This is a genomic window from Psychrobacter phenylpyruvicus DSM 7000 = NBRC 102152 (genome assembly GCF_000685805.1).
GTDB lineage: Bacteria > Pseudomonadota > Gammaproteobacteria > Pseudomonadales > Moraxellaceae > Psychrobacter > Psychrobacter phenylpyruvicus.
Genome location: NZ_JMKP01000003.1, coordinates 130,374 through 152,864, shown reverse-complemented (window position 1 = coordinate 152,864; position 22,491 = coordinate 130,374). Strand labels below are relative to the sequence as shown.

General features: G+C 41.7%; 21 protein-coding genes. 9 read left to right on the top strand and 12 right to left on the bottom strand.

The annotated features are described in order from the left end of the window. Positions 1-26: 26 nt before the first annotated feature. Complete coding sequence (locus tag G561_RS0102155; protein WP_081794341.1) at positions 27-1,475, top strand: DHA2 family efflux MFS transporter permease subunit; 1,449 nt, start codon at positions 27-29, stop codon at positions 1,473-1,475. Between the two features lie 245 nt (positions 1,476-1,720). Then, entirely contained in the window at positions 1,721-3,073 is a 1,353-nt protein-coding gene (gdhA, locus tag G561_RS0102150) for an NADP-specific glutamate dehydrogenase (protein ID WP_028858092.1), read from the top strand. Positions 3,074-3,228: 155 nt separating this feature from the next. On the opposite strand, the gene G561_RS0102145 is transcribed toward gdhA, so the two are convergent. The 5 genes from G561_RS0102145 to G561_RS0102125 all read right to left on the bottom strand — a co-directional run bounded on the left by G561_RS0102145 (position 3,229) and on the right by G561_RS0102125 (position 7,479). Continuing rightward, positions 3,229-3,948 (bottom strand): hypothetical protein, encoded by a 720-nt coding sequence (locus G561_RS0102145; RefSeq protein ID WP_028858091.1) that lies wholly within the window; start codon positions 3,946-3,948, stop codon positions 3,229-3,231. A 28-nt stretch (positions 3,949-3,976) separates the two neighbouring features. Continuing rightward, positions 3,977-4,402 (bottom strand): MgtC/SapB family protein, encoded by a 426-nt coding sequence (locus G561_RS0102140; protein WP_028858090.1) that lies wholly within the window; start codon positions 4,400-4,402, stop codon positions 3,977-3,979. A 256-nt stretch (positions 4,403-4,658) separates the two neighbouring features. Next, positions 4,659-5,414 (bottom strand): arsenical resistance protein ArsH, encoded by a 756-nt coding sequence (gene arsH, locus G561_RS0102135; RefSeq protein WP_028858089.1) that lies wholly within the window; start codon positions 5,412-5,414, stop codon positions 4,659-4,661. A gap of 70 nt (positions 5,415-5,484) precedes the next feature. Further along, complete coding sequence (locus G561_RS0102130) at positions 5,485-6,012, bottom strand: arsenate reductase ArsC (RefSeq protein ID WP_028858088.1); 528 nt, start codon at positions 6,010-6,012, stop codon at positions 5,485-5,487. Positions 6,013-6,189: 177 nt separating this feature from the next. Then, a complete protein-coding gene (locus tag G561_RS0102125) occupies positions 6,190-7,479 on the bottom strand; it encodes an arsenic transporter (RefSeq protein ID WP_028858087.1) in 1,290 nt (429 codons plus the stop codon). Between the two features lie 160 nt (positions 7,480-7,639). Between G561_RS0102125 and G561_RS0102120 the strand changes: the two genes are divergently transcribed. Together G561_RS0102120 and G561_RS0102115 are read left to right on the top strand one after the other, a co-directional pair. Beyond that, the gene (locus G561_RS0102120; protein WP_028858086.1) at positions 7,640-7,912 is read left to right on the top strand and encodes an ArsR/SmtB family transcription factor; all 273 of its coding nucleotides are present in this window, start codon (positions 7,640-7,642) and stop codon (positions 7,910-7,912) included. A 106-nt stretch (positions 7,913-8,018) separates the two neighbouring features. Further along, a complete protein-coding gene (locus tag G561_RS0102115; protein WP_051584321.1) occupies positions 8,019-8,939 on the top strand; it encodes a universal stress protein in 921 nt (306 codons plus the stop codon). Between the two features lie 94 nt (positions 8,940-9,033). Here G561_RS0102115 and G561_RS13780 read toward each other — a convergent pair whose 3' ends face one another. The 5 genes from G561_RS13780 to G561_RS0102090 all read right to left on the bottom strand — a co-directional run bounded on the left by G561_RS13780 (position 9,034) and on the right by G561_RS0102090 (position 14,515). After that, positions 9,034-9,756, bottom strand: coding sequence for a sulfate/molybdate ABC transporter ATP-binding protein (locus G561_RS13780; protein ID WP_081794340.1), 723 nt, complete (start codon positions 9,754-9,756; stop codon positions 9,034-9,036). A gap of 95 nt (positions 9,757-9,851) precedes the next feature. Continuing rightward, positions 9,852-10,799, bottom strand: coding sequence for a sulfate ABC transporter permease subunit CysW (gene cysW / locus G561_RS0102105; RefSeq protein WP_028858084.1), 948 nt, complete (start codon positions 10,797-10,799; stop codon positions 9,852-9,854). A gap of 74 nt (positions 10,800-10,873) precedes the next feature. After that, positions 10,874-11,758 carry a sulfate ABC transporter permease subunit CysT gene (gene cysT / locus G561_RS0102100; RefSeq protein ID WP_037031486.1) on the bottom strand — a complete coding sequence of 295 codons (885 nt, stop codon included), beginning with the start codon at positions 11,756-11,758 and terminating at the stop codon, positions 10,874-10,876. A gap of 174 nt (positions 11,759-11,932) precedes the next feature. Continuing rightward, positions 11,933-13,078 (bottom strand): sulfate ABC transporter substrate-binding protein, encoded by a 1,146-nt coding sequence (locus G561_RS0102095; protein ID WP_081794339.1) that lies wholly within the window; start codon positions 13,076-13,078, stop codon positions 11,933-11,935. Between the two features lie 327 nt (positions 13,079-13,405). Next, on the bottom strand, positions 13,406-14,515 hold the full coding sequence (locus G561_RS0102090) for a sulfate ABC transporter substrate-binding protein (protein WP_028858081.1): 1,110 nt from the start codon (positions 14,513-14,515) through the stop codon (positions 13,406-13,408). A 335-nt stretch (positions 14,516-14,850) separates the two neighbouring features. Here G561_RS0102090 and G561_RS0102085 point away from each other — a divergent pair, with 335 nt between their 5' ends. Both G561_RS0102085 and G561_RS14910 read left to right on the top strand, forming a co-directional pair. Continuing rightward, positions 14,851-15,426 carry a hypothetical protein gene (locus G561_RS0102085; RefSeq protein ID WP_227674040.1) on the top strand — a complete coding sequence of 192 codons (576 nt, stop codon included), beginning with the start codon at positions 14,851-14,853 and terminating at the stop codon, positions 15,424-15,426. A 117-nt stretch (positions 15,427-15,543) separates the two neighbouring features. Further along, a complete protein-coding gene (locus tag G561_RS14910) occupies positions 15,544-16,611 on the top strand; it encodes a thermonuclease family protein (protein ID WP_051584320.1) in 1,068 nt (355 codons plus the stop codon). A 122-nt stretch (positions 16,612-16,733) separates the two neighbouring features. On the opposite strand, the gene G561_RS0102075 is transcribed toward G561_RS14910, so the two are convergent. Both G561_RS0102075 and G561_RS0102070 read right to left on the bottom strand, forming a co-directional pair. Next, positions 16,734-17,081, bottom strand: coding sequence for a hypothetical protein (locus G561_RS0102075; RefSeq protein ID WP_028858079.1), 348 nt, complete (start codon positions 17,079-17,081; stop codon positions 16,734-16,736). Positions 17,082-17,347: 266 nt separating this feature from the next. After that, the gene (locus tag G561_RS0102070) at positions 17,348-18,319 is read right to left on the bottom strand and encodes a WG repeat-containing protein (RefSeq protein ID WP_028858078.1); all 972 of its coding nucleotides are present in this window, start codon (positions 18,317-18,319) and stop codon (positions 17,348-17,350) included. A 605-nt stretch (positions 18,320-18,924) separates the two neighbouring features. Between G561_RS0102070 and G561_RS0102065 the strand changes: the two genes are divergently transcribed. Genes G561_RS0102065 through G561_RS0102055 form a run of 3 tightly spaced genes read left to right on the top strand, consistent with a single transcriptional unit; the run spans position 18,925 to position 22,329 of the window. After that, positions 18,925-20,463 (top strand): type I restriction-modification system subunit M, encoded by a 1,539-nt coding sequence (locus G561_RS0102065; RefSeq protein ID WP_051584319.1) that lies wholly within the window; start codon positions 18,925-18,927, stop codon positions 20,461-20,463. Then, positions 20,453-21,685: a restriction endonuclease subunit S gene (locus G561_RS0102060; protein WP_028858076.1), complete on the top strand. Its 1,233-nt coding sequence runs from the start codon at positions 20,453-20,455 to the stop codon at positions 21,683-21,685. The genes G561_RS0102065 and G561_RS0102060 overlap by 11 nt, the downstream gene beginning before the upstream one ends. Positions 21,686-21,708: 23 nt before the next feature. Continuing rightward, complete coding sequence (locus tag G561_RS0102055; RefSeq protein ID WP_028858075.1) at positions 21,709-22,329, top strand: DUF3239 domain-containing protein; 621 nt, start codon at positions 21,709-21,711, stop codon at positions 22,327-22,329. Positions 22,330-22,491: the final 162 nt, after the last annotated feature.

Here is a 22,491-nt window from a genome sequence, read left to right as displayed (position 1 = left end):
TCACACCTAAGTCTTTAGGTTCATATATGCCTGATAATCAAAAAAAATCTAATAATCGCGCTGCGGACACCCCCTCGCCTGTGCTAGATATTCAGCCCAAAGTTAAGCTTTCGCCATTACAATTAAAATTTTTACCTTATGTATTGGCAGTAGCTTTGTTTATGCAAATTTTGGATGCCACGATCCTAAATACTGCCCTACCTGAAATGGCTTTAGCATTAGGAGAATCACCTCTAAAAATGCAGTGGGCGGTAATCAGCTATGCGCTGACCCTAGCTATTTTTATTCCGATAAGTGGGTTTTTAGCAGACAAATATGGAACTCGAAAAGTCTTTTTAAGTGCAGTCGTTTTATTTAGTATTGGCTCTATATTCTGTGCCATATCGCCAAACTTAGATGTATTAGTCGCCTCTCGAGTAATACAAGGTATTGGCGGGGCGATGATGACTCCGGTAGCCCGCTTAATCTTAGTTAAATCTTATCCGCGCAATCAGTTACTGACCGTCATGAACTTCGCTGTTATTCCAGCGTTAATTGCTCCGCTGCTTGGCCCCCTGGTTGGTGGTTATTTGGTGCAATATGCCAGTTGGCATTGGATTTTTTTGATTAATATCCCTATGGGTGTGTTAGGCCTTATCATTGGCTATAAGCTGATACCTGATATTAGAGAAGTGGCGGGCAGGTTAGACTGGTTAGGGTTTGCTCTTTTTGCCATAGCGGCTGGTCTACTGACCTTGGCAGTTGAGTTCCTGTCTCAGCCCGGTGAAGCGATTTCTGGCATTACCATGTCAGCCATCGCTTTAAGTTTGCTCTATATCTATGTGCGCCATGCCCGTAAAGCGAGCAATCCAATATTTCCCTTAAGCTTATTTAATGTGCGTACCTTTAAAATTGGTATTACTGGTAATCTATTTACCCGTCTTGGCATCAGTGCTGTCCCCTATTTATTGCCCTTATTATTTCAGGTAGCATTTAAATATACCCCCTCGCAGGCAGGCTGGTTATTAACCCCAATTGCAGTAGGTGCGATGGGGATCAAGCCTTTGGTGAGTAAAATTATTCAGCGCTTTAGCTACCGTAAAGTGTTGGTTGCCAATACCACCTTTTTGGGAATTTTGATTATCCTATTGGCTCAATTAGACGCTTCGGTACCTTGGTATTACATTGCCCCACTGTTAGTGATTATGGGGGCTTGCAACTCTATTCAATTTAGTGCCATGAACACCATTACTATTGGTGATCTTGAGGGACCACAAACTAGTAGTGGCAATAGCTTAATGGCCGTAAACCAACAGTTGGCCATAAGTTTTGGTATTGCCTTTGGTGCTGCGATACTGACGGTCTTTAGTGATAGACTTAACTTTGAGATTGTGAGCGCCTTTAACGCCACTTATTATGTGCTCGGTATAATTACTATTGTATCGGGGTTGTCATTTTTACGGTTGAAACCAGAAGATGGTCGAGGTCTCTATTAAGCTCCGCTTTTGTTATATTAAAAAAAGTTATTCAAAATGTCCTATAATGGGGCAAGGGGTACTCCCTGGTACAGTCTATATCTGCAGTAAAGGTAATACTCTTATAAAAAACCCCCTGCATAAGTTATGCATAGCTTTAAGTAATGACTGAACATCAAGGTATAAAAAAATGTTGAATTTATCGCAACATTAGAGTATTTTTTTATTGTAACATCCATGTAACTAATCTGATAAGGACAGGGCCTATGAGCATGCAAGACGTCATTGAACGCATTGAAGAACGCTATCCACATCAACCTGAGTTTATTCAAGCAGTAAAAGAGGTAGCGAGCACTATTGACGTTGTATATGATCGCGATCCACGCTTCGCAAAGCATAAAGTATTTGAGCGTCTAACTGAGCCCGACCGTATTATTAGCTTTCGAATCAACTGGGAAGATGATGAAGGCAATATTCAAATCAACCGTGGTTGGCGTGTCCAGTTCAGCAATGCCTTAGGTCCCTACAAGGGCGGCATTCGCTTCCATCCTACTGTAAATGAGTCTATCTTAAAGTTCTTAGGTTTCGAACAAATCTTCAAAAACGCCCTAACGGGTTTACCTATGGGCGGTGCTAAAGGTGGTTCAGACTTTAACCCTGAGGGCAAATCAGATAGCGAGATCCGTCGTTTTTGCTATGCATTTATGCGTGAGCTTTATCGTTATATTGGCCAAGATATGGATGTCCCAGCCGGTGATATCGGAGTAAGTGGCAGAGAAGTCAGCTACATGTTCGCGATGTATAAGAACTTAACCAATCAATACACTGGGGTGTTAACCGGTAAAGGTGTTGGCTTCGGTGGTAGTTTATGTCGCTCAGAAGCGACGGGTTATGGTGCGGTTTATTTTTTACAAAATATGCTAAAAGCCAATAACGATAAAATGGAAGGCAAAACTGTCTTGGTATCTGGTGCGGGCAACGTGGCAGTACATGCGGCAGAAAAAGCTATTGCCTTGGGCGCTAAAGTCATTACTTTGTCAGACTCAAAAGGTACTTTATATGATGAGTATGGCTTTAACCAAGAAAAGCTGGATTGGGTAAAAGAGCAAAAAGCCAATCGTCAGCCTTTATTTGAGTACCACAGAAAATTTGGTGGTAGCGGTGTTTGGTTGCCTGGTCAAAAACCTTGGCAGTTTGACGGAGATATTGCTATCCCATGCGCTACCCAGAATGAAGTAACTGCAGAGGATGCAGAAGCCATGTATGATCATGGAATTCGCTACGTAGTTGAAGGCGCTAATATGCCACTGGATGCTGGTGCTATTGATTTTGTGCGCGAAAACAAAATGCGTTATGCTCCAGGTAAAGCAGCCAACGCTGGTGGTGTGGCAGTATCTGGTCTTGAGATGTCACAAAACTCAGTGCGCCAGTATCGTACTTTTGAAGATGTGGATAAGCAGCTGCAAATCATCATGAAAAACATCCATGATGATGCTGCACAAGCTTCTGAAGAGTATGGCTTCAATAAAGATGGCTGTATCGACTACATGTCAGGCGCTAACATTGCAGGTTATAAGCGTGTCGCTAATGCTTTAGTGGCTTATGGCATTTTAAACTAAGCAATTAGCTATGTGCTCTTAGTGCGCAAACAAAAGGGTGAACTAAATTAGTTCACCCTTTTTTATTGGTTTTTATTGAACGTTATTGGTTTATTGAGCATCATCGGTCTTTTAAGCGTTATTGATTTATTAAAGGTTATTTAGTTGACTACTGCTCACTTGATGATAGATAGAATCTCTAACGGCAACTCTATCGTCTCCAATATAACCTTCAGCGGTATGACCCCTACTTCAGCCTGAGTTTTGACTCTTTTACGAGTCACTGAATATATTTTGGCAGCTATGCCTTGATCCAATCTAACTTGACTATCAATATTGCTCAAAGGAGCATACATGCCCCCTAGTAATTGCAACTGACAATTTTTATAAGAACTGTCGCTCGATAAATTATCTGAGCAAATATGATCTAACACGCTACGTTGTTGTGGATTTAAGCTAGTATTATTGCTCTGAGTTACTGCATAACTAAAGCTGAAGCTAATATTGGCACTATTATCAGGATAGCGATAAATTGAAATAGGTTGGTCAATGGCGAGATCTGCGGCAGGTAGCTGTAATATCAACTCTAGAGCGTCATTACCTGTCGAAATAAGATAGGAGTAATTATCGCCTACCAATATAGTGCCCTTTTGTCTGACTCCATTTTGGGCTGGATAACCAATATGACGAATTACCTCTGAAATCGCAGCTGTTTTTTGAGTTTGCAAAAGTTTTCCGCTACCTGCCACAACGCTTTTTGTATCGCCAGATTGATAAGTGGATTGATAAATACGCTCACTGCATCCCAATAAGCTCGGAAGAGTTATGGCAATTATTGCACTAATGGCTACTCTGTTAAAAACCGTCGGTGCTAGAGTTTGGATTCGCGACAACATTTGATTCATATCCCAATTAAGCTTAAGGTTAAGTTTGAACCTTAAAAGGCTCAGAGAATTGTAGAATAACGAAGCCTACAATCGATAAGATGATCGCAATTTCATAGCGACCCGTAGCGACCGAAATTCCTATGGCTGCAGTATTCCATAAACTGGCAGCAGTAGCAGTACCCCTAGCCCCCTCTTCACTTTTGAAAATAGCGCCACCACCAATAAAGCCCATACCAGTAATAATGGCATACATTATCCTAGCTTCAGCATCGCCCTCGTATATGTCCATACCAACCAACATAAAAGCGCAGGATGCTATGGTCACTAATGGAAAGGTCCTTAGACCCGCCCCGCTTTCTTTCATCTCTCGATTCAAAGCGATGGGCAGTGACAGCATAAAAGCTATAAACAGCTTAAATAAATGGTAGCCCATCAATTGAAAGTTAATATCTATATCTAGCATGCTCTGCTCCCTATTCTTAGTATCATTAACATCCTTATTGAATAAAATGATAACGGAAATCAGAGTAAAAAACCGTTTATAGTCGGTTAATCTTTATCAGAGTTGGCATAGGTTTTGCTATTTGAGCTTAGTAATTAATTGAGATTTAATAGATTCATTGAGTTTAATGACTGGTAAGAACTTTTGGATTTATTTGCTTAGGCTATTTTATATATTATGTACTCGTATTGACCTTACAAACTTCATTTATATAACTCTACATCTGCTTTTGATTCACCCGCTTCATCAGCTCTTCTGCGCTCTCAACCCTTTCTGAGTATCGGTCTACCAAATAGTCAGCTTGGTCGCGGGTAAGCAAGGTAAAGCGCACCAACTCTTCCATCACATCGACAATACGTAAGTAATACCCTGACGGCTTCATACGCTTGCTGACACTACCATCAGCGTTCTCTACATCCTCAAACTCCAAGAATGCTTTTGGCACTGAAGACTGGTTCGGGATAGTGATCATCCGCATCCAGCGCCCTAATACCCGCAACTGATTCACCGTATTAAACGACTGCGAGCCCCCGCACACTTGCATTACTGCCAGCGTCTTACCTTGCGTAGGACGTACTGCGCCAAGTGACAACGGTATCCAATCAATTTGCGACTTCATAATGCCGGTCATTGCGCCATGACGCTCAGGAGAACACCAAACCATACCCTCACTCCACTGCACCAACTCACGCAGTTTAACAACCTTGGGATGAGTTACCTCTGCACTATCAGGTAGAGGCAATCCAGTTGGATCAAATATCTTAGCTTCAGCGCCCATAGCGTTCAGAATGCGTGCGCATTCCTCTACCACCAGACGACTGTACGATACCTCTCGTAAAGAGCCATATAACAATACAAACTTCGGTTTATGCGTCGACAGCTGACGTTTAAAGTCCTCTATATGCGGTACTTGGAATTGATTTGGATCAATATTGGGTAGGTTGCTAAGATCGGCTTGTGTTGAATTTGTCATAGTACTTTTATTTCAAATTGGTTAATTAATTATGTTGTGAGGTTTTAATCTGTTGTTTTATTTGCTTAGGCTATTTTATTAAGTCTAATAGTGCTTGTTTGCGCTCTACTTCGGGCAACTCTGCTAGCTGTAATAACTGTGCCACTCTCAGCTCAATAGTAGCAATGGCTTGCTCAAAGTTGGCTTTGGTATGCTCTTCATCCTCGGTACTCTTTGAGGGATCAACCAGACCCCAATGCAGCTTGGTTAAACCTGGTAAACTGCCTAGCCAAATTGGGCAAGTCTCGCCTGCTGCATTGTCACAGACGGTGATTAATAGATCCGGTGTAAAGTCGGCCATATAGTCACTATCATCCCAACTATTGCTGGTTAGCCCTTGTGTCGAATACCCAGCTTCTGTTAGATACTTAAGGGTTAACGGGTGCACCTCGCCTGCCGGAAAGCTACCTGCGCTTTTGGCAATCAGCTTAGGCTCACCACCTGTTTCATTATCATTTGCTATGCCCTGTTTGGATGCATATTGATTGGTAATGGCTTCGGACAACACACTGCGACAACGGTTATGGGTACAAATATAAAGGATTTTTAAAGGTTTCATGATTTAGAGTACTTTTATGGATTAAGTTTAGTGGATGGCTTTAAGTTGTGGGATCAGCTACAAGCGTTTTTATTTGCTTAGGCTATTTTATAAAAGTGAGGTTTTATCAATACCTATTGCTCATTGATATTTCACTAATTTCGCACAGGCTTACTGAGAATAACTTACAAATAATAGCTAGCTGATAATAGGTAGCCATAGTGCCAACGTCGTTAAGGTTGCCAACAATACAGGCACAGTTAGGATAATGCCTACCTTAAAGTAATAGCCCCAAGTGACAACCACTTCTTTACTTGCCAGCACATGCAACCATAACAAAGTCGCTAAAGATCCGATTGGGGTAATCTTCGGTCCCAAGTCCGAGCCTATCACGTTGGCATAAACCATCGCTTGGGTAATAGTATCCGGCTGAGTACTATCGGCTATCGCTAACGATTGAATCAGCACTGTGGGCATATTATTCATCACTGAAGACAGTCCTGCAGACATAAAGCCAGTGCCAATAGTAGCGGCCCACAGCCCCTGCTCGCCCAAGGCATTTAGGGCCACTGTTAAGTAAGCGGTTAGCCCTTCATTCTTAAGCCCATACACCACCAAGTACATGCCTAGTGAAAATATCACCACTTGCCAAGGGGCTTCTTTTAGCACTGTAGGCACAGACAACTTATGGTTGATTAAGGCAGTAATCAGCAAGGTAGCCGCCCCTACCCCAGCAATAGCACTGATAGGAATCCCCATCGGCTCTAATACAAAAAACCCTAGCAATAAAGCCGCCAATACTAGCCAGCCCATATAAAAAGTTGCTGGGTCTTTGATAGCGCTAACCGGATCAGGCAAACTGGCCACATCATAATGCTGAGGGATATCACGCCGATAGAATAGATATAACACTACCAAAGAACTGATAACAGAGACGATATTCACTGGCATCATCACTTGTGCATAACGGTCAAAGGTTATGTTAAAGAAGTCGGCCGATACAATATTTACTAAGTTTGAGACCACTAAAGGCAGACTCGCAGTATCGGCAATAAACCCCGCGGCCATAATAAATGCCAAAGTGGTCGCTGCTGACACCCTCATTTTTACCAACATCGCTATCACAATAGGCGTTAGGATTAATGCAGCCCCATCATTAGCAAACAGAGCAGCTACCACAGCACCTAGTAGCACAATAAGCACAAACAGCTTATGAGCACTGCCGCCACCGAAACGTGCTACATGTAACGCTATCCATTCAAAGAATCCAGCCTGATCGAGCAATAAGCTAATAATGATAATGGCAATGAAAGCAAAAGTAGCGTTCCAAACTATGTCCCAAACCACAGGGATATCATGTAGAGATATAACGCCGGTGAGAAGAGCCACCAGCGCACCTATACTGGCACTAATACCGATTCCTAGTCCTTTTGGTTGCCAAATAACAAACACTAGGGTAATGATAAATATTAATGCAGCGACAAGCATGGAACCTCTCTCGTTTAGAGTTAATGTGCTAATATGATTAAGGAATTGGTTCAAGTTATTATATTATATTCGGATAAACGAATATAGACCTAGTTACACAATATTTGAATTTATGTAATTTAAATTCATTTGAACTTTGTAAAAAACACCGAGATAAAACATGCAGCCCGTCACTTTCTTCAAGGCTTTGTCTGACCCAACGCGACTGAAATTGATATTAGAAATAAGCGCTCATGACGCTATTTGCGTTTGTGATTTGATAGAAAAATTACAACAACCGCAGCCTACCATATCGCGTCATTTAAGCCACCTACGTAAAGCTGGCCTAGTGACCAGTGAACGCAAAGGAACCTGGATGTGGTATGCCTTAGCCCCTGATCTGCCACAGTGGTGTATCGAAACCATTCGCCACATTGATCCAGAAGATATTTAGCACCAGCCAAATAAGCAACCAAATCACTATTGATAATTAATTTTTTAAAATCTATATTGATAGGCAGGTAAAAAGTACAAGATATACAAACAATAGGGAAATTATTATGCCTAATTCAGATTTCGCTGCCACAAATAACTCTAATAACCTTAAAACTGACCAAACCATTTTAGCCTGTATCGATGGCTCAAATGTGACAAAGTCTGTTTGTGATTATGCTGCTTGGTATGCCAATGAGTTAAACCTATCCGTAAGTCTATTACACGTTATCGATGTTCCTAAGTCCTACCGTCACGACTTAAGTGGTGCTATAGGTATGGACAGTCGTCACAGTTTATTGCAAGAGCTTACCTCACTTGATGAGCAAACAGCACGCATCGCCAACCAACATGGTGAAGCCTTATTGCAAGATGCCAAAGCACACATTTTAATCTCCTACCCTCAAGCGAATGTCTATAGTCATCTACGCCGTAGTAAGCTGTTACCCGCTATTGAGCATCATGCCAATGAAAGCCGGATTATCGTTTTGGGTCGCCGCGGTAAAGACCATCAAAATGATTACGTTAATATTGGTAGCCAAATTGAAAGCGTGGTGCGTGCTGTCAATCGTCCCATCTTAGTTTGTTCAGATGGATTTATTACTCCAGAATCCTTTATGGTGGCCTTTGATGGCAGCGAAACCTCAAAAAAAGCGGTAGATATTATTTGTAAAAATGAAATCGCCAAAAACTTAGTCGGCCATATTGTTATGGTAGGTCACCAAGACACCATTAATGAAAACGAGCTGTATAAAGCACAAAAGAAAATGAGTGATGCCGGCTTTAATATTACTGCGCACCTTATTGACAGCACTAAGATGGACTATCCTGATGTGGTTAGTGCTTTAACCGCATTCCGTAATGACCATAACATCAGTATGTTTATTATCGGCGCTTATGGTCATTCTAAGTGGCGTCGCTTCTTTGTGGGCAGTACCACCACTAAGCTATTGACCAAGACCACATCCCCTGTAATATTACTGCGTTAAGAGCCAATGTTAAAAGCCACTAAAACCAAAAAAACCTGAGACATGTCTCAGGTTTTTTTAATATTACTAAGCATTAATTAATAAGCCTTAGCAGTTATACCAAGTCCAAGAAGTCTGCCACAAACTCACTGGAAGGATTGGCAATCAACTCTTCTGGGCTGCCAATCTGCTCTACTGAACCATGATTCATAACCACAATCTCATCAGACACATCACGGGCCTCTTCTTGGTCGTGAGTTACCATAATACTGGTCACTCCAAGCTCATGGTGAATGTTCTTCAGCCAAGTACGCAGCTCTTTACGCACCTTAGCATCTAACGCCCCAAATGGCTCATCCAATAATAATAGCTTCGGTTCAACGGCTAAAGCACGAGCCAGAGCAATACGCTGACGTTGACCGCCTGAAAGTTGGTGTGGATATGCATTGGCCAATGTTGGTAGCTGTACCAGCTCTAATAGATAGTCCACTCGTTTTTTTATATCGGTATTGCTTGGGCGACGATCCTTTGGCAATAGCTTTAAACCAAAAGCGATATTCTCAGCAATGGTTTTATGACGAAACAAAGCATAGTGCTGAAACATAAAGCCAATTTGACGCTTTTGTACTGGAGTATCGGTCACATCCACCCCATCAAATAATATTCGGCCACTATCAGCATATTCAAGACCGGCGATAATACGCAATAAAGTGGTCTTACCACAGCCTGAAGGACCCAGTAATGTGGTCAGCTTACCGGTCGGCACAGTTAATGAAATGTCTTCTAAGGCTACGAAGTTACCAAAGCTTTTATGGACGTTTTGAATATCGATGCTCATGTTTATACTCTTTATTTTTTGATAAAGCTTAAAGTTTAATATAGGACTTATAGCTTAATAGGGTCAAATCAAATATATAGTGCTAGATACGCAGCTTACGAATTGCTATTACTAGAGACGGTAACTGCTTTGGGTTTGGTTGCCTTTACTACAAGCTTCGGCGCTGCAATAGCCTCGCGATTGATGCCTTTGGCGTATTTACGTGCCTGCATCTTACTCATGATTTGCTGTACCACTAGGGTTAATAATGCCAAGCCTGCCAATAAGCTCGATAACGCAAAAGCGGCGGTAAAGTTATATTCGTTATAAGCAATCTCAACTAATAAAGGCATGGTGTTGGTTTCACCGCGGATATGCCCTGAGACCACACTAACTGCACCAAATTCACCCATAGCACGGGCATTGGTCAGGATAATGCCGTAAAGCAGTGCCCATTTAATATTGGGTAGAGTCACATGCCAGAAAACCTGCCAGCCTGAAGCCCCCAAGGTTAACGCCGCTTGCTCCTCACTATCGCCCTGAGACTGCATTAAAGGGATTAATTCACGAGCAATAAAGGGAAAGGTAACAAATAAAGTAGCTAGCACAATACCGGGTACCGCAAAGATAACTTGGATGCCCATTGACTCAAGCCAGCCGCCAACGGTTGAGTTAAGACCAAATAACAGCACAAACATTAGACCGGCAACCACAGGCGACACTGAAAACGGCAAATCCAATAAGGTAGTCACCAGCTGCTTACCTTTAAACTGATAACGGGTTACTAGCCATGCGATCGCTAACCCCATGATAATGTTGATTGGTAATACAATGGCCGCTGTCAGCAAAGTTAGCTTGATAGCCGACACAGCTTCAGGCTCGACCAAAGCAGCAACATATAATTCCCAACCTCCTTTAAAAGCTTCATAGAATACCGCCATTAAGGGAATGACCAACATCACAACCATAAATATCGACGCGACACCAATAAACAAGGCGCGCACCCAAGGCGCATCACGTGTAGCGGCATTGTCCTGATAGTTGTAATCATTAGAGATTTGCATAATGCGGTCCTGATTTTAATATTCTAATTGTTCAATAGGCTGGGTTTAGCTTGGTACTACAAAACTGAGTCGGCCTACTTAGCCCCAACACGGCGCGATAAACGCCACTGCAGTAAGTTAATAGACAATAAGATCACAAAAGAGATCATCAGCATAAATAACGCCACTGCAGAAGCCCCTTGGATATCAAACTGCTCAAGCTTACTGATAATAATCAGCGGTAAAATCTCCGACTGCATCGGAATATTACCAGCAATAAAGATCACCGAACCATACTCCCCAGTGGCACGAGCGAACATCATGCCCGCCCCCATCAATAGTGCTGGGAACAGCTCAGGCAAGATTACGGTACGAAAGGTAGTCAAACGATTGGCACCAAGTACCGCAGCCGCCTCTTCATATTCCACCGACAGCTCTTCTAATACCGGCTGTACAGCACGAACAATAAAAGGGAAGCTCACTACCACCAGCGCCAACCAAATACCAATCGGTGTAAAAGCTACCTGAATACCAATCTTGTCAAAGAACTGACCAATCAAGCCATTTGGGGCATACAAGGTAGCCAATGAGATACCAGTAACCGCTGTGGGCAGGGCAAAAGGCAAATCTACCAAAGCATTGATCAAAGATTTCCCAAAGAAGTCATAGCGTACTAATACCCAAGCAACTAAGGTGCCAAAAACCATGTTGGTTAACATCGCATAAAACGACATCTTCAAGGACAAGATAATGGCCGCCTTAACTTGGGCTTGGCTAATGGCCTCTATAAATCCAGTCCAACCCATTTGGGTGGTGGTATACGCCATCATCGCAAAGGGTAAGATAACCAACAGCGATAAGCTGAGAACGGTAATCCCCATAGATAATCCAAAGCCAGGTAGCACATTACGTTGACGCAGCTTGGTTAACCAAGAGCGTTGGCGTACGGGAGTCGCTGTCGATGTGGTCTGCTGGGTCATGGATATCTCACTGCTTTTATTAAAGTTTGCTACTGCTAGAGCCAAAATACGGCGGTTTTATTGATGCTCATCATGCTAACAGGGGTTAGTTAGTAAGTTTAATGATGAATAAGGCTATCGTAGTGAATAAAAGGAATATAGCTCAGCTAGTTAGCCTATTTAACGGGTTACGACTTAACTTTTAACCTGATTTATAGCCAGTTGATCAAATACACCCCCTTCTTTGAAGAACTTATTCATAATCTCATCCCAGCTGCCAAAGACCTCATTGGCACGGAACGTATCAAGGGGTGGCAGCTTATCGCTATTGGCCGCCAAGATACTGGGGTTACTTGGTCGCAAGTAGTTGTTAGCAGCCACTTGCTGCGCCTCATCGCTCCACAAGTACTGTAGATATTCGGTGGCCGCCTCAGTGGTGCCTTTTTTGTCAGTCACTGCATTGACTACTGCCACAGGGTTTTCAGACTGAATGGTGTAACTTGGGTATACAATCTGCACCTGACCTTTACCAAACTTAGTCGCGGATAGATTGGCTTCGTTTTCAAAAGTGATTAGCACATCACCGATGTTACGCTGAACGAAGGTCGTGGTCGCAGCACGGCCGCCGTTTTCATAAACCTTCACATTGTTAAGCAGCTGCTTTATATAGGCTTGGGTTTTTGCTTCGTCGTTATTGAACTGATGCAAGCCATAACCATAAGCGCCTAAGAAGCTATAACGGCCACTGCCAGATGCTTTGGGATTGGCAATGACAATATCCACCCCAGGCTTAGCCAAATCATCCCAGTCTTTAATCTGCTTAGGGTTGCCTTCTCTAACCAAAAACACTGTGGTACTGGTAAAAGGCACTGCATTATTGGCAAAAGCTTGGCTCCAATCATCCGCAACTAAGCCCTTGTCTTGTAGCAGCTCAATGTCAGAGCCTTGGTTCATGGTTGCCACGTCGGCTTGAAGCCCGTTGGCCACGGATAGCGCCTGCTTACTGGAGCCCCCATGCGACTGACTTAAGCTTATGTTGCTGCCTGGGTGCGCCGCTTTATAATGCTTCACAAAAAGCGGGTTGTATTCTTTATAAAAATCGCGAGAGATGTCATAAGACACGTTAAGCAGTTGCACATTTTTATTCTCAATAGTGGTGACGCTGCCATCTGCATTGGTCACTGTGCTTTGCTGCTTTTGATTACCACAGGCGCTTAAAGCTAATGTTAAAGTGGCTAGGCCAACTAAGGTGCCCCACTGCCTTAAGGAGGCTGGCAAGTGAGCAGAAGCCAAATATGATTTATTGCGGTATATGCGATTGGAGTGTTTGCTATTAGCCATGAGTTATTTTTCCTAATACAAGCCAGATAAGTGTTTGTCGACTTAAGTATGCTCATGCTAACAGTCGCCCCTTATTGTATTTAGTGATTAATAAATCTATCTTAATGAGATATAGGAATATAGAAACTGTTGAGTCTTGGCTGCAGTAAAGTCATTAAAAGCATGGAAATTTAAACAAAAAAAAGCAGTGCCCCAAGGCAAGTTATCTTAAGAGGGATAACCGCCTGAGCGCACTGCAGGGTATTAATCAAAGCTCACTGTTAGGTGTTAAGTAAAGACAAGCTTTGACCAATTTGGTACAACAAGGTTTTTTGTTAAGGTCTGCCCTTATTTAGGAGCATTAATAGCTAACTGATCAAACACACCACCATCGCTAAAGAAAGTATCCATGATCTCATCCCACGTGCCAAAGACATCGTTAGGACGGAAAGTATCTACTGGTGGTAGCTTATCCCTGTTGGCCTCTAATACTGACTGTACGCTTGGACGTAGGTATAGATCTGCGGCCAACTGCTGCGCCTCATCACTCCACAGATATTTTAGGTATTCAGTTGCAGCTTCAGTGGTGCCTTTTTTATCAGTCACAGCATTGACTACTGCCACAGGGCTTTCTGATTTAATAGAATAATTAGGATAAACGATATCTACTTGGCCTTTACCAAACTGAGTGGTGGCTAAGTTTGATTCGTTTTCAAAAGTGATTAACACATCACCAATATTACGCTGAACAAAGGTCGTGGTCGCAGCTCGGCCACCATTTTCATAGACTTTTACGTTCTTTAATAAATCTTTGACATAGGCTTTGGTCTTGTCTTCATCTTTATTAAAAGTATGCAGCCCATAACCATAGGCGCCTAAGAACGCATAACGACCATTACCGGTTACCTTTGGATTGGCCATCACAATCTCAATGCCTGGCTTGGTTAAGTCGTCCCAATCTTTGATATTTTTTGGGTTATCCTTACGCACTAAGAAGACAATGGTACTGGTAAAAGGTACTGAGTAATCCGGGAATGCTTCGGTCCAATTGTCTGCAACTAAGCCTTTTTTCTGTAGTAGCTCAATGTCAGAGCCTTGGTTCATGGTCGCCACATCAGCTTGAAGCCCATTGGCCACTGATAGCGCCTGCTTACTTGAGCCACCATGTGACTGGTTGATACTGATATTAGCCCCTGGATGCAGCTCTTTATAATGCTTGACAAACAATGGGTTGTATTCTTTATAGAAGTCACGAGCCACATCATAAGAGACGTTTAACAGCTCAATATCTTGGCCTTCGGTACTGGCCGTTGCACCGTCAGTGCTGTCTGTTGCTGTGTCGTTTTTTTGATTATTACAGGCGGTTAAACCTAAAGCTAAAGTCGCCACTGTAGTGATAGAGGCCAACTTGGCTGCCTTAGTAAAAGGAGTTTCGCCGAATTTAAGGGTTATCGCCATGAGTTATATCCTTGAGAAGCGTTATTGGGTGTTTCATATTTTTTGATTAGTTAATATTGTCTATGCTAACAGCCTCGGTATATGATGTTTAATAACCATTAAGGCTATCTATGTGAATAATTGGAATATAAAAACAATAAGCAAAAGCAATTTTCAAAATAAGTGAATTTGTGGCATAATCAGCATATTTTTCTGTGTTAAATCTTGTAATAATTGTTTTTATCCGCATAATATTGATAAGCACTTGTGTTAATGAACAGTGATTGGAATTTATTTGTAGCAAGGAAGTTACAAATCGCAATTAAGCTATGTATAGCATTCAAGGCGGTATATTTATGAACTCAATTCTGACCCCAATGGCAGTTATCAAAGTGTTAATGCTAAGTGCTTTATGCACCAGCTCTTTAACCTCTTGTTATGTACAGCCAAACTCGCAAGTGGGCCTACCAGACCAGCCAAAACCCACTCAGCTACAGTCTGCAGCCAGCCCGGTTCTGCCAATGGGTCGTTATGTCAAAGTGGATAGCCCAGCCGCCACCCAACTGATCGTTGAAGTGACCAAAACGGGTATGGCAATGCCTGCCAAAGAAATCAAAATAAACTTAAGCAACCAATCTACCGATACCAAAGCCGACCAAACTTCTTGCCGCTACCAAGGTCTGGCCACTCTTATGGGTCAAGATGCGTTGCATGGCATGGTTTATACCGCTCCTATTAGCAATATTACCACGCATACCGATGGCACTAATCTTAATATTAAGCATGATAAAGGGCTGATATTTTTCCGATTTAAAGACAATATCTTGAGCGTAGACAGCAATAACCCTGAAGCGCTTAGCGTATTATGTCAGGGCAATAACACTCTAAAAGGTGACTATACTAAAAGCGGCAATTACACCAAGCTTAATTAGTTCACAGCTACCCAGCCGTTAAATTGACTTACTTTAACCAGCCTTTTGCTAGAGATACATTGAATAGCAAGATATTGAAAACAGAAGATAATCGTATTCGATAGAGGTATTAGCAAGATGCCTTTTGACTTACCAGGACTTAAGACACCTACCCTCAACCTTACCCTCGCTTTAATGACAGCGGCCATACTGATAGTGGGCTGCGAGGGCAATGGCGATACCCCAATCTCAACCCACTCATCTGCGTTAACCTACAATAATAGTGCCACTACCGCTATAGACAGCTCAGAGATTTTAAATAGCACAGACCGACCAGCTCTAGACGGCAAAGCTATAAACAGTGCAAATATAGATGGCTCAAATATAGATAGCATAGAACACAGGACACAGCCTGCTGATTCCGAATGCCCAATTCTCGGCAATGTGATTGTTGCCAAGAGTGTGCGCGTTATTGACGGCGACACTATTGAGATTATTCCAACTAAAGGTGCGTCTGAGCGTATTCGACTGTTGGGTATTGATGCGCCTGAGTCCAATCAAACGCATGGAGCTTATAGCACCCAAACCTTGCAGCAGTGCGTCAGTCAAGGACAAGTCAGCGTAGAATGGTTTGAACAAGATCGCTATCAACGTTTGCTTGGTAAGGTGCGAGCCAATGGCGTTGACTGCAACCTAAATCAGATTAAACAAGGAGCTGCTTGGCATTATAAGCAGTATCAAAACAGTCAGCCTGAGCGTGACCGCTTTACTTATGCCAACGCCGAGGTTAATGCCCGCCAGCAAGCGCTTGGACTTTGGGCCAATGCCTTAGTAACTGCCCCTTGGGATTATCGACGGGGTAAACAGGGTACTTATCAATTTGATAATACCCTATATCCAGTCGAGGGCAGCAACTGTACTATGAACGGACGACGTACTGCTGAGCACAGTAGCTTATCTAATACTCCGACCAACCCCAATCAAAACCCTAACCGAAGTACTAGTCAGCCAAGTGCCTTACTCTCAGCACCAGTAGTACCCTCTAGCAACGCAGCAAGTTCTTTAGATTGTGGCTCTATGATAAAAAAGACCTGCTCACAAATGAGCTCTTGCGAGGAAGCTAAGTGGCAATTGGCTTGTGGCAATACCCGCTTAGACGGTGACAAAGATGGGGTGCCTTGTGAGAGTATCTGTCCTGGCGGTTAATGCCCATCGATTAATCAATTAAGACCAAACAATAAAAAACCCAGTGCGATTATCACACTGGGTTTTTGTATTTTATTGCCGAACAACCACTTAGCTGGCTATTGGCTTATGTGGCAAGCTTATTATTTAGCACACTTATTGTAGTACTGACGGATGAAGTTATCTACTTGCTTATCTTTATCCGCTGCTGACTTAGCTTGTGGCACTTTGTACGCTTCAGCGATGATGTTCTTCGCTAAGGTTTGGTAAGCTTCGTTATCGCTACTGGTCTTCTTGGTAACTTGAGCTTTAGAAACACCATTTTGTCTATCATCCATGATGTTACCGGCCAAGCTGGCAATATCAACGCAAACTTCATTAAGATCCTCATTTGCAGCTTGTGCGCCCACAGAAGGAAGCATCATGGTCGCTGCCAATGCTGCTGCGGCTAAAGTTTTGTGTTTCATATTGGTCATTGTTAACTTGGCCATCACGTAAAATCCTTAAATTTTAATATTTAATTGTTTGGTTAAATAACTTAATTGGTTAATACAACTAAGTTATTCACCCTATTGCGTTTATTGCTCCCAGTATATGGATATTTCATTGCTACAATCATAACTATTCGTATCAATAAGGTTGCTGTAGCAAAAAAAGCTAATAGCAACAAACGCCCAAAAACCAGAAAACCTCTTAACCTAAGTAAGAGGTTTTTTAAAGTTTTGTTTGCAATAACTGCTTTGTATAGCTACCTATATCAGTTACGACAAGCCACTTTTTTAGCAGACTTGTTGATGCAAATATCTTGGTCATTTATGGTAGCCACTTCTGCAACACCGTCACGGAATATAAAGTAGTTGGCTCCCATATAGTTTACGCTGTAACGCTGAACGTTTTTATCTGAATACTGGAATGGGATAACGGTTTTATTGGCGCCATTGATGAAGCCCCACTTGCCATTTTTTAGCACGCCAGCTAGACCTTCGCTAAAAGGTCTAATCTCATCATAGATAAAAGGTATCGCGACTTTACCACTCTTAGTGATATAGCCCCATTTTTTGCCATCATACATGCCAGCCAGTCCTTGCTGGAATCCATAATAACCGCCGAAGTGACCATTGGTACCTTGAAACTTAGGAGGAATCACTTCTTTACCGTTTTTATCGATAAAACCATATTTACCGGATTGCGACTGCACCAGTGCCATGCCTTCGTTTACGCCATCGATAAAGCTGTATTTACTGTTAAAAGGCAGGATTACCTTGTTTGAGGTATCAATGATGCCATATTTACCATTTTTGGCGACGACGATACGGCCTTCAGAAGCGTCATTTGACCAAGTTTCATCATACTTGTCATCGGGGTCAATCAGGTTATCATAGATGGTCGGTACTACGAGTTTGCCTTGGGTGTTGAGATAGCCCACCTTGTCATTTTTCATGACCGCTAATACCCCATCACTGACAGTCCAGCTTACAGAATCATAGCCTTTTAAACTAGCAACAACCTTCCCTTGCTTATTTAACAAGGCTTGATAATTATAGTTTTTATCCTTAGCAATGAAATAGTTGCCATCTTCGGTACAATCAACTTCTGCGTAGCTAGACTTAGGTGGTTTACAGTCGTCCTCATAAGCTTGAGCAGATATAGAAAATAACGCACTTCCAATCATCGCTCCTAGTGGGATAAGTTTGGTAGTAAATGAAGCTAAGGTAGGCTTAATATACACGTCAAATTCCTTCTAAGTATGTGTAGATAAAAGTTGGGAGGTTAATTTCCCTATTGTTAGACTGTTTTTTTGCCTTTTTATTAAACAAATTATTGTTATTTTAGTCAATTACAAATTTAAGTTTTGCTTCATTTTATTTTGTAGTTCGTTTTAAATTTTAATTGTGGTTTTGACGACGTATATTGTCGTATGACAGGCTATTGCGATAGACTAATTCCGGTGGGTCGCTTATTATATTAATAGACTAAGTCTCCTGTATCCTTTTTGCTATAAATCATCATTATAGGAACCTTATTGATAAAAAAGGTAATATTATTATCGCTCAGATTACTGGTGGCTCCTATGACATTTGCTGCTTCTAAATTGGATGAGGCGCTACTAGATGAGGCGCTACTATAGGTTGGACTTATTAATAAAAATTATGAATTTACACATAAAGAGCTAATTACTGAGTTTTTTTGCGTGGTCAATAATGATTACTCGCAATCGCTACCCATGGACATCAAGATGAATGCCGACAACTGTCTTAATGCCATTATCAATTAAATTAAACCCAATATTCCCTAACCACCTATTCTTAAAATAATCCAAAGGATCTAACAAACATGCTGGACCTAAAAAATGCTTCTGCCAGTAACCCTGAACCTATTAAACAAAGTGAGATTAACAAAGCGGTATGGAATGCTTGTGATACCTTCCGCGGCGTTATCAGTGCCGATACTTACAAAGACTTTATCTTAACCATGCTGTTTTTGAAGTATTTATCGGATGTGTATAGAGATGAATACAACACGCTTATGGCGGAATACGGCGATGCGGACTTGGTAAAGGAGCTGATGAACAATCAACGCTTTGTGTTACCTAAAGGAGCAAGCTTCTGGGATCTATATGAGCAACGTCACCAACCGGGCAATGGTCAGCGTATCGATGAAGCGTTACATGCTATTGAAGAAGCCAATGGCAATAAGCTAAAAAACGTATTCCAAGACATAAGCTTTAACACTGACCGCTTGGGCAATGAGAAAAAGAAAAACGAGTTATTGCGTCATTTGCTGGAAGACTTCGGTAAGGATGTTATGAACCTTAGCCCTTCACGTGTGGGTAGCTTAGATGTTATCGGTAATGCCTACGAATTTCTAATTAAGCATTTCGCTGCTGACTCTGGTGCCAGTGCTGGCGAGTTCTATACGCCGCCTGAGGTATCGACTCTATTAGCGACAATACTTGAGCCTGTTGAAGGTGATTCCATCTGTGATCCAGCTTGCGGTTCGGGTTCACTATTAATTAAATGTGGCGCTATGGTTCGTAAGTCTACTGGCTCCAAAAACTATGAGCTGTTTGGACAAGAGGCCATTGGCTCTACGTGGGCATTGGCAAAGATGAACATGTTTTTGCATGGGGAAGACAACCACCGTATTGAGTGGGGCGATACGCTGCGTCATCCGTTATTGTTAGATGACAAAGGTAATCTACTTCAGTTCGATGTGGTGACTGCCAACCCGCCCTTCTCCCTGAGCAAATGGGGCTATGAAGACGCTGCCGATGATCCGCATGGTCGTTTCCACCGAGGTCTACCACCTAAGACCAAAGGCGACTATGCTTTTATTACCCATATGATCGAGACTTTGAAAAATGATACCGGTCGTATGGGTGTGGTGGTGCCTCATGGGGTACTGTTCCGTGGTTCTAGCGAGGGTAAAATCCGTCAACAGATGATTGAAGAGAACTTACTTGATGCGGTAATCGGTTTACCTGAGAAGCTGTTCTTTGGTACGGGTATCCCTGCGGCAATCTTAGTTTTTAAGAAGAATAAAGCGGATAAATCAGTGCTGTTTATTGATGCCAGCCGTGAGTATGAGTCAGGTTCGAACCAAAACAAATTAACTGAAGCAAATTTAGAGAAAATTGTCGAGACTTATCAAAACCGCGAGTTTGTTGATAAATACGCTTATGTTGCCAGCTTTGATGAAATAGCGGAAAACGACTTTAATTTAAACATTCCTCGTTATGTTGATACCTTTGAGCCAGAAGCTGAAATTGATTTAGAAGCAGTGCGGCAAGAGCGTTTGGCACTTAAAGCTGAAATGGCTGAACTTGAAACTCAAATGGAAGGCTTTTTGAAGGAGTTGGGTTATGGTGCCTAATGACTGGCAGATTAAACGTTTTGAAGAAGTTGCTTATGTTGGCAATGGACAAGTTGATCCTAGAGAAGAACCTTATCTTTCTATGTTACATATAGGACCAGAAAATATTGCATCAAACTCAGGACAGTTAAGTGGAACAAAAAAATGTTCAGACTTAAATCTAGTGTCTGGTAAATATGAGTTTGATAAAAACGCTATTGTTTACTCTAAAATTCGACCCAACTTGAATAAAATATGTAGGCCTGATTTTAGCGGGGTATGTAGTGCAGATATGTATCCAATTTGGGCTAAAGCAGATTTAAATATAGACTATCTATTTTACTATATGTTGGGTGAGAGCTTTTATAAAACGGCCGTTTCCATGTCAATGCGCACAGGAATGCCTAAAATCAATAGAACTGATTTAGATGCTATAAATATAAATATACCTCCACTACCCGAACAACAAAAAATAGCCGAAATCCTAACCACTTGGGATAAAGCGATTAATACCACTGAGCGTTTGATTGAAAACAGAAAACAGCAGAAAAAGGCGTTGATGCAACAGTTGCTTACCGGTCAAAAGCGTTTGCTTAATGATTCGGGTCAGCGTTTTTCTGGGGATTGGGAGGAAGTACAGTTAAAAACAGTCCTTGATTTGATGAAGAGCGGTTTATCTAGAAAGCTTGAAAATAATAATATAGGTATAGCTGTAATTCGATCCAATAATATGGGTCCAAAGTATACGACCGATACTGAGCTTAAGTACTGGTATCTTGAAGATCCTCAAGGAGCTAATGTTTCAAACTATATTTTAGATAATGGAGATTTATTGGTTAATTTTATAAATAGTCTAAGTCAAATAGGAAAAGCATGTATTTATAAGAAAATTAATAATACAGAAGCAATATATACTACTAATATTCTTAGGATTAAACCAAATTTGAGTAGAATAGACCCTGTTTATCTGTACTTGGTGACTCAGACCTCTAAATATGATTCGTATATAACTTCAATTACAAAACCTGCAGTTAATCAGGCAAGCTTTACTACAAAGGACTTCGGAAACTACCTATTTGATTTACCGAGTCTTAAAGAACAACAAAAAATCGCCGCGGTATTAACCAATGCTGACAGAGAGATAGAAGTGCTTGAGCAGCAATTGGCTGATTTACAGCAGGAGAAAAAGGCTTTGATGCAGCAGCTTTTGACTGGTAAGAAAAGAGTTAAGGTGGCTGGATAGGGTCATTAACTCAAGGCAAACAGATGGATAAAAAAACCACAATAAGCAACGATACTACTTCATCCAATCCTGTCGATGTTGAAGTAAAACCATTGGTGTGGTTTCGTCACAGTCCCACTATAGGTATCTTCTTATGCTTGCTGTTCATTTTATCTATCGTGGGATTGTATTATGATATCAGGTCGATAGCTTTTGTTATTGTCGTTATCGTCATGACATTCTTTCACTGGATGGATGTTAAAAAGCATTTCCAAGCAGATTCAAACCCCGGATTGGTGATCAGTACTCAACCAACTTTGGTTGCGGTTAGTACAGATTTAACCAAGGGGGTTGGCTCATATCCTGCTATAAAAATTATAAAGTGCTCTAAACTTAAAGGCGTTCACGTAGGTGATATGTTACCTACCGTCGCATCGTACCAAAATTACGAAGAACTCGACTTTCCATTTTGGCCAAACTTTAATCCTATTCCTGTGCGCTATGCCACCGACGATAAAAACACCATAAATAAAGCAATGCAAAGCTACTCAAAATCGCAACTACAAAACTTAAGGCAATACATTAAGCAGATTGAACCACCCTATGAAGAAGGCTTGTATCTTATTCATACCGAAGATAGTGATTGGAATGAATCAGATTACTAACTAGCGTTTATATAACCCACAGCTAAGGCATACCAGTAACAAAATACATCTGCAGCATTAATTAGAATTATTGAGTTAAATGAGTAGGCTCTTACGGGTAAGAAACGGGTTAAGGCGGATTAATAGGTAGGGTGCGTCCCACGCACCGATAAATATAACAAT

Coding starts and splice junctions, on each gene's coding strand:
- G561_RS0102155 (WP_081794341.1), top strand. CDS start 27: ATGCCTGATAATCAAAAAAAATCTAATAATCGCGCTGCGGACACCCCC.
- gdhA (WP_028858092.1), top strand. CDS start 1,721: ATGAGCATGCAAGACGTCATTGAACGCATTGAAGAACGCTATCCACAT.
- G561_RS0102145 (WP_028858091.1), bottom strand. CDS start 3,948: ATGTTGTCGCGAATCCAAACTCTAGCACCGACGGTTTTTAACAGAGTA.
- G561_RS0102140 (WP_028858090.1), bottom strand. CDS start 4,402: ATGCTAGATATAGATATTAACTTTCAATTGATGGGCTACCATTTATTT.
- arsH (WP_028858089.1), bottom strand. CDS start 5,414: ATGACAAATTCAACACAAGCCGATCTTAGCAACCTACCCAATATTGAT.
- G561_RS0102130 (WP_028858088.1), bottom strand. CDS start 6,012: ATGAAACCTTTAAAAATCCTTTATATTTGTACCCATAACCGTTGTCGC.
- G561_RS0102125 (WP_028858087.1), bottom strand. CDS start 7,479: ATGCTTGTCGCTGCATTAATATTTATCATTACCCTAGTGTTTGTTATT.
- G561_RS0102120 (WP_028858086.1), top strand. CDS start 7,640: ATGCAGCCCGTCACTTTCTTCAAGGCTTTGTCTGACCCAACGCGACTG.
- G561_RS0102115 (WP_051584321.1), top strand. CDS start 8,019: ATGCCTAATTCAGATTTCGCTGCCACAAATAACTCTAATAACCTTAAA.
- G561_RS13780 (WP_081794340.1), bottom strand. CDS start 9,756: ATGAGCATCGATATTCAAAACGTCCATAAAAGCTTTGGTAACTTCGTA.
- cysW (WP_028858084.1), bottom strand. CDS start 10,799: ATGCAAATCTCTAATGATTACAACTATCAGGACAATGCCGCTACACGT.
- cysT (WP_037031486.1), bottom strand. CDS start 11,758: ATGACCCAGCAGACCACATCGACAGCGACTCCCGTACGCCAACGCTCT.
- G561_RS0102095 (WP_081794339.1), bottom strand. CDS start 13,078: ATGGCTAATAGCAAACACTCCAATCGCATATACCGCAATAAATCATAT.
- G561_RS0102090 (WP_028858081.1), bottom strand. CDS start 14,515: ATGGCGATAACCCTTAAATTCGGCGAAACTCCTTTTACTAAGGCAGCC.
- G561_RS0102085 (WP_227674040.1), top strand. CDS start 14,851: ATGAACTCAATTCTGACCCCAATGGCAGTTATCAAAGTGTTAATGCTA.
- G561_RS14910 (WP_051584320.1), top strand. CDS start 15,544: ATGCCTTTTGACTTACCAGGACTTAAGACACCTACCCTCAACCTTACC.
- G561_RS0102075 (WP_028858079.1), bottom strand. CDS start 17,081: ATGGCCAAGTTAACAATGACCAATATGAAACACAAAACTTTAGCCGCA.
- G561_RS0102065 (WP_051584319.1), top strand. CDS start 18,925: ATGCTGGACCTAAAAAATGCTTCTGCCAGTAACCCTGAACCTATTAAA.
- G561_RS0102060 (WP_028858076.1), top strand. CDS start 20,453: ATGGTGCCTAATGACTGGCAGATTAAACGTTTTGAAGAAGTTGCTTAT.
- G561_RS0102055 (WP_028858075.1), top strand. CDS start 21,709: ATGGATAAAAAAACCACAATAAGCAACGATACTACTTCATCCAATCCT.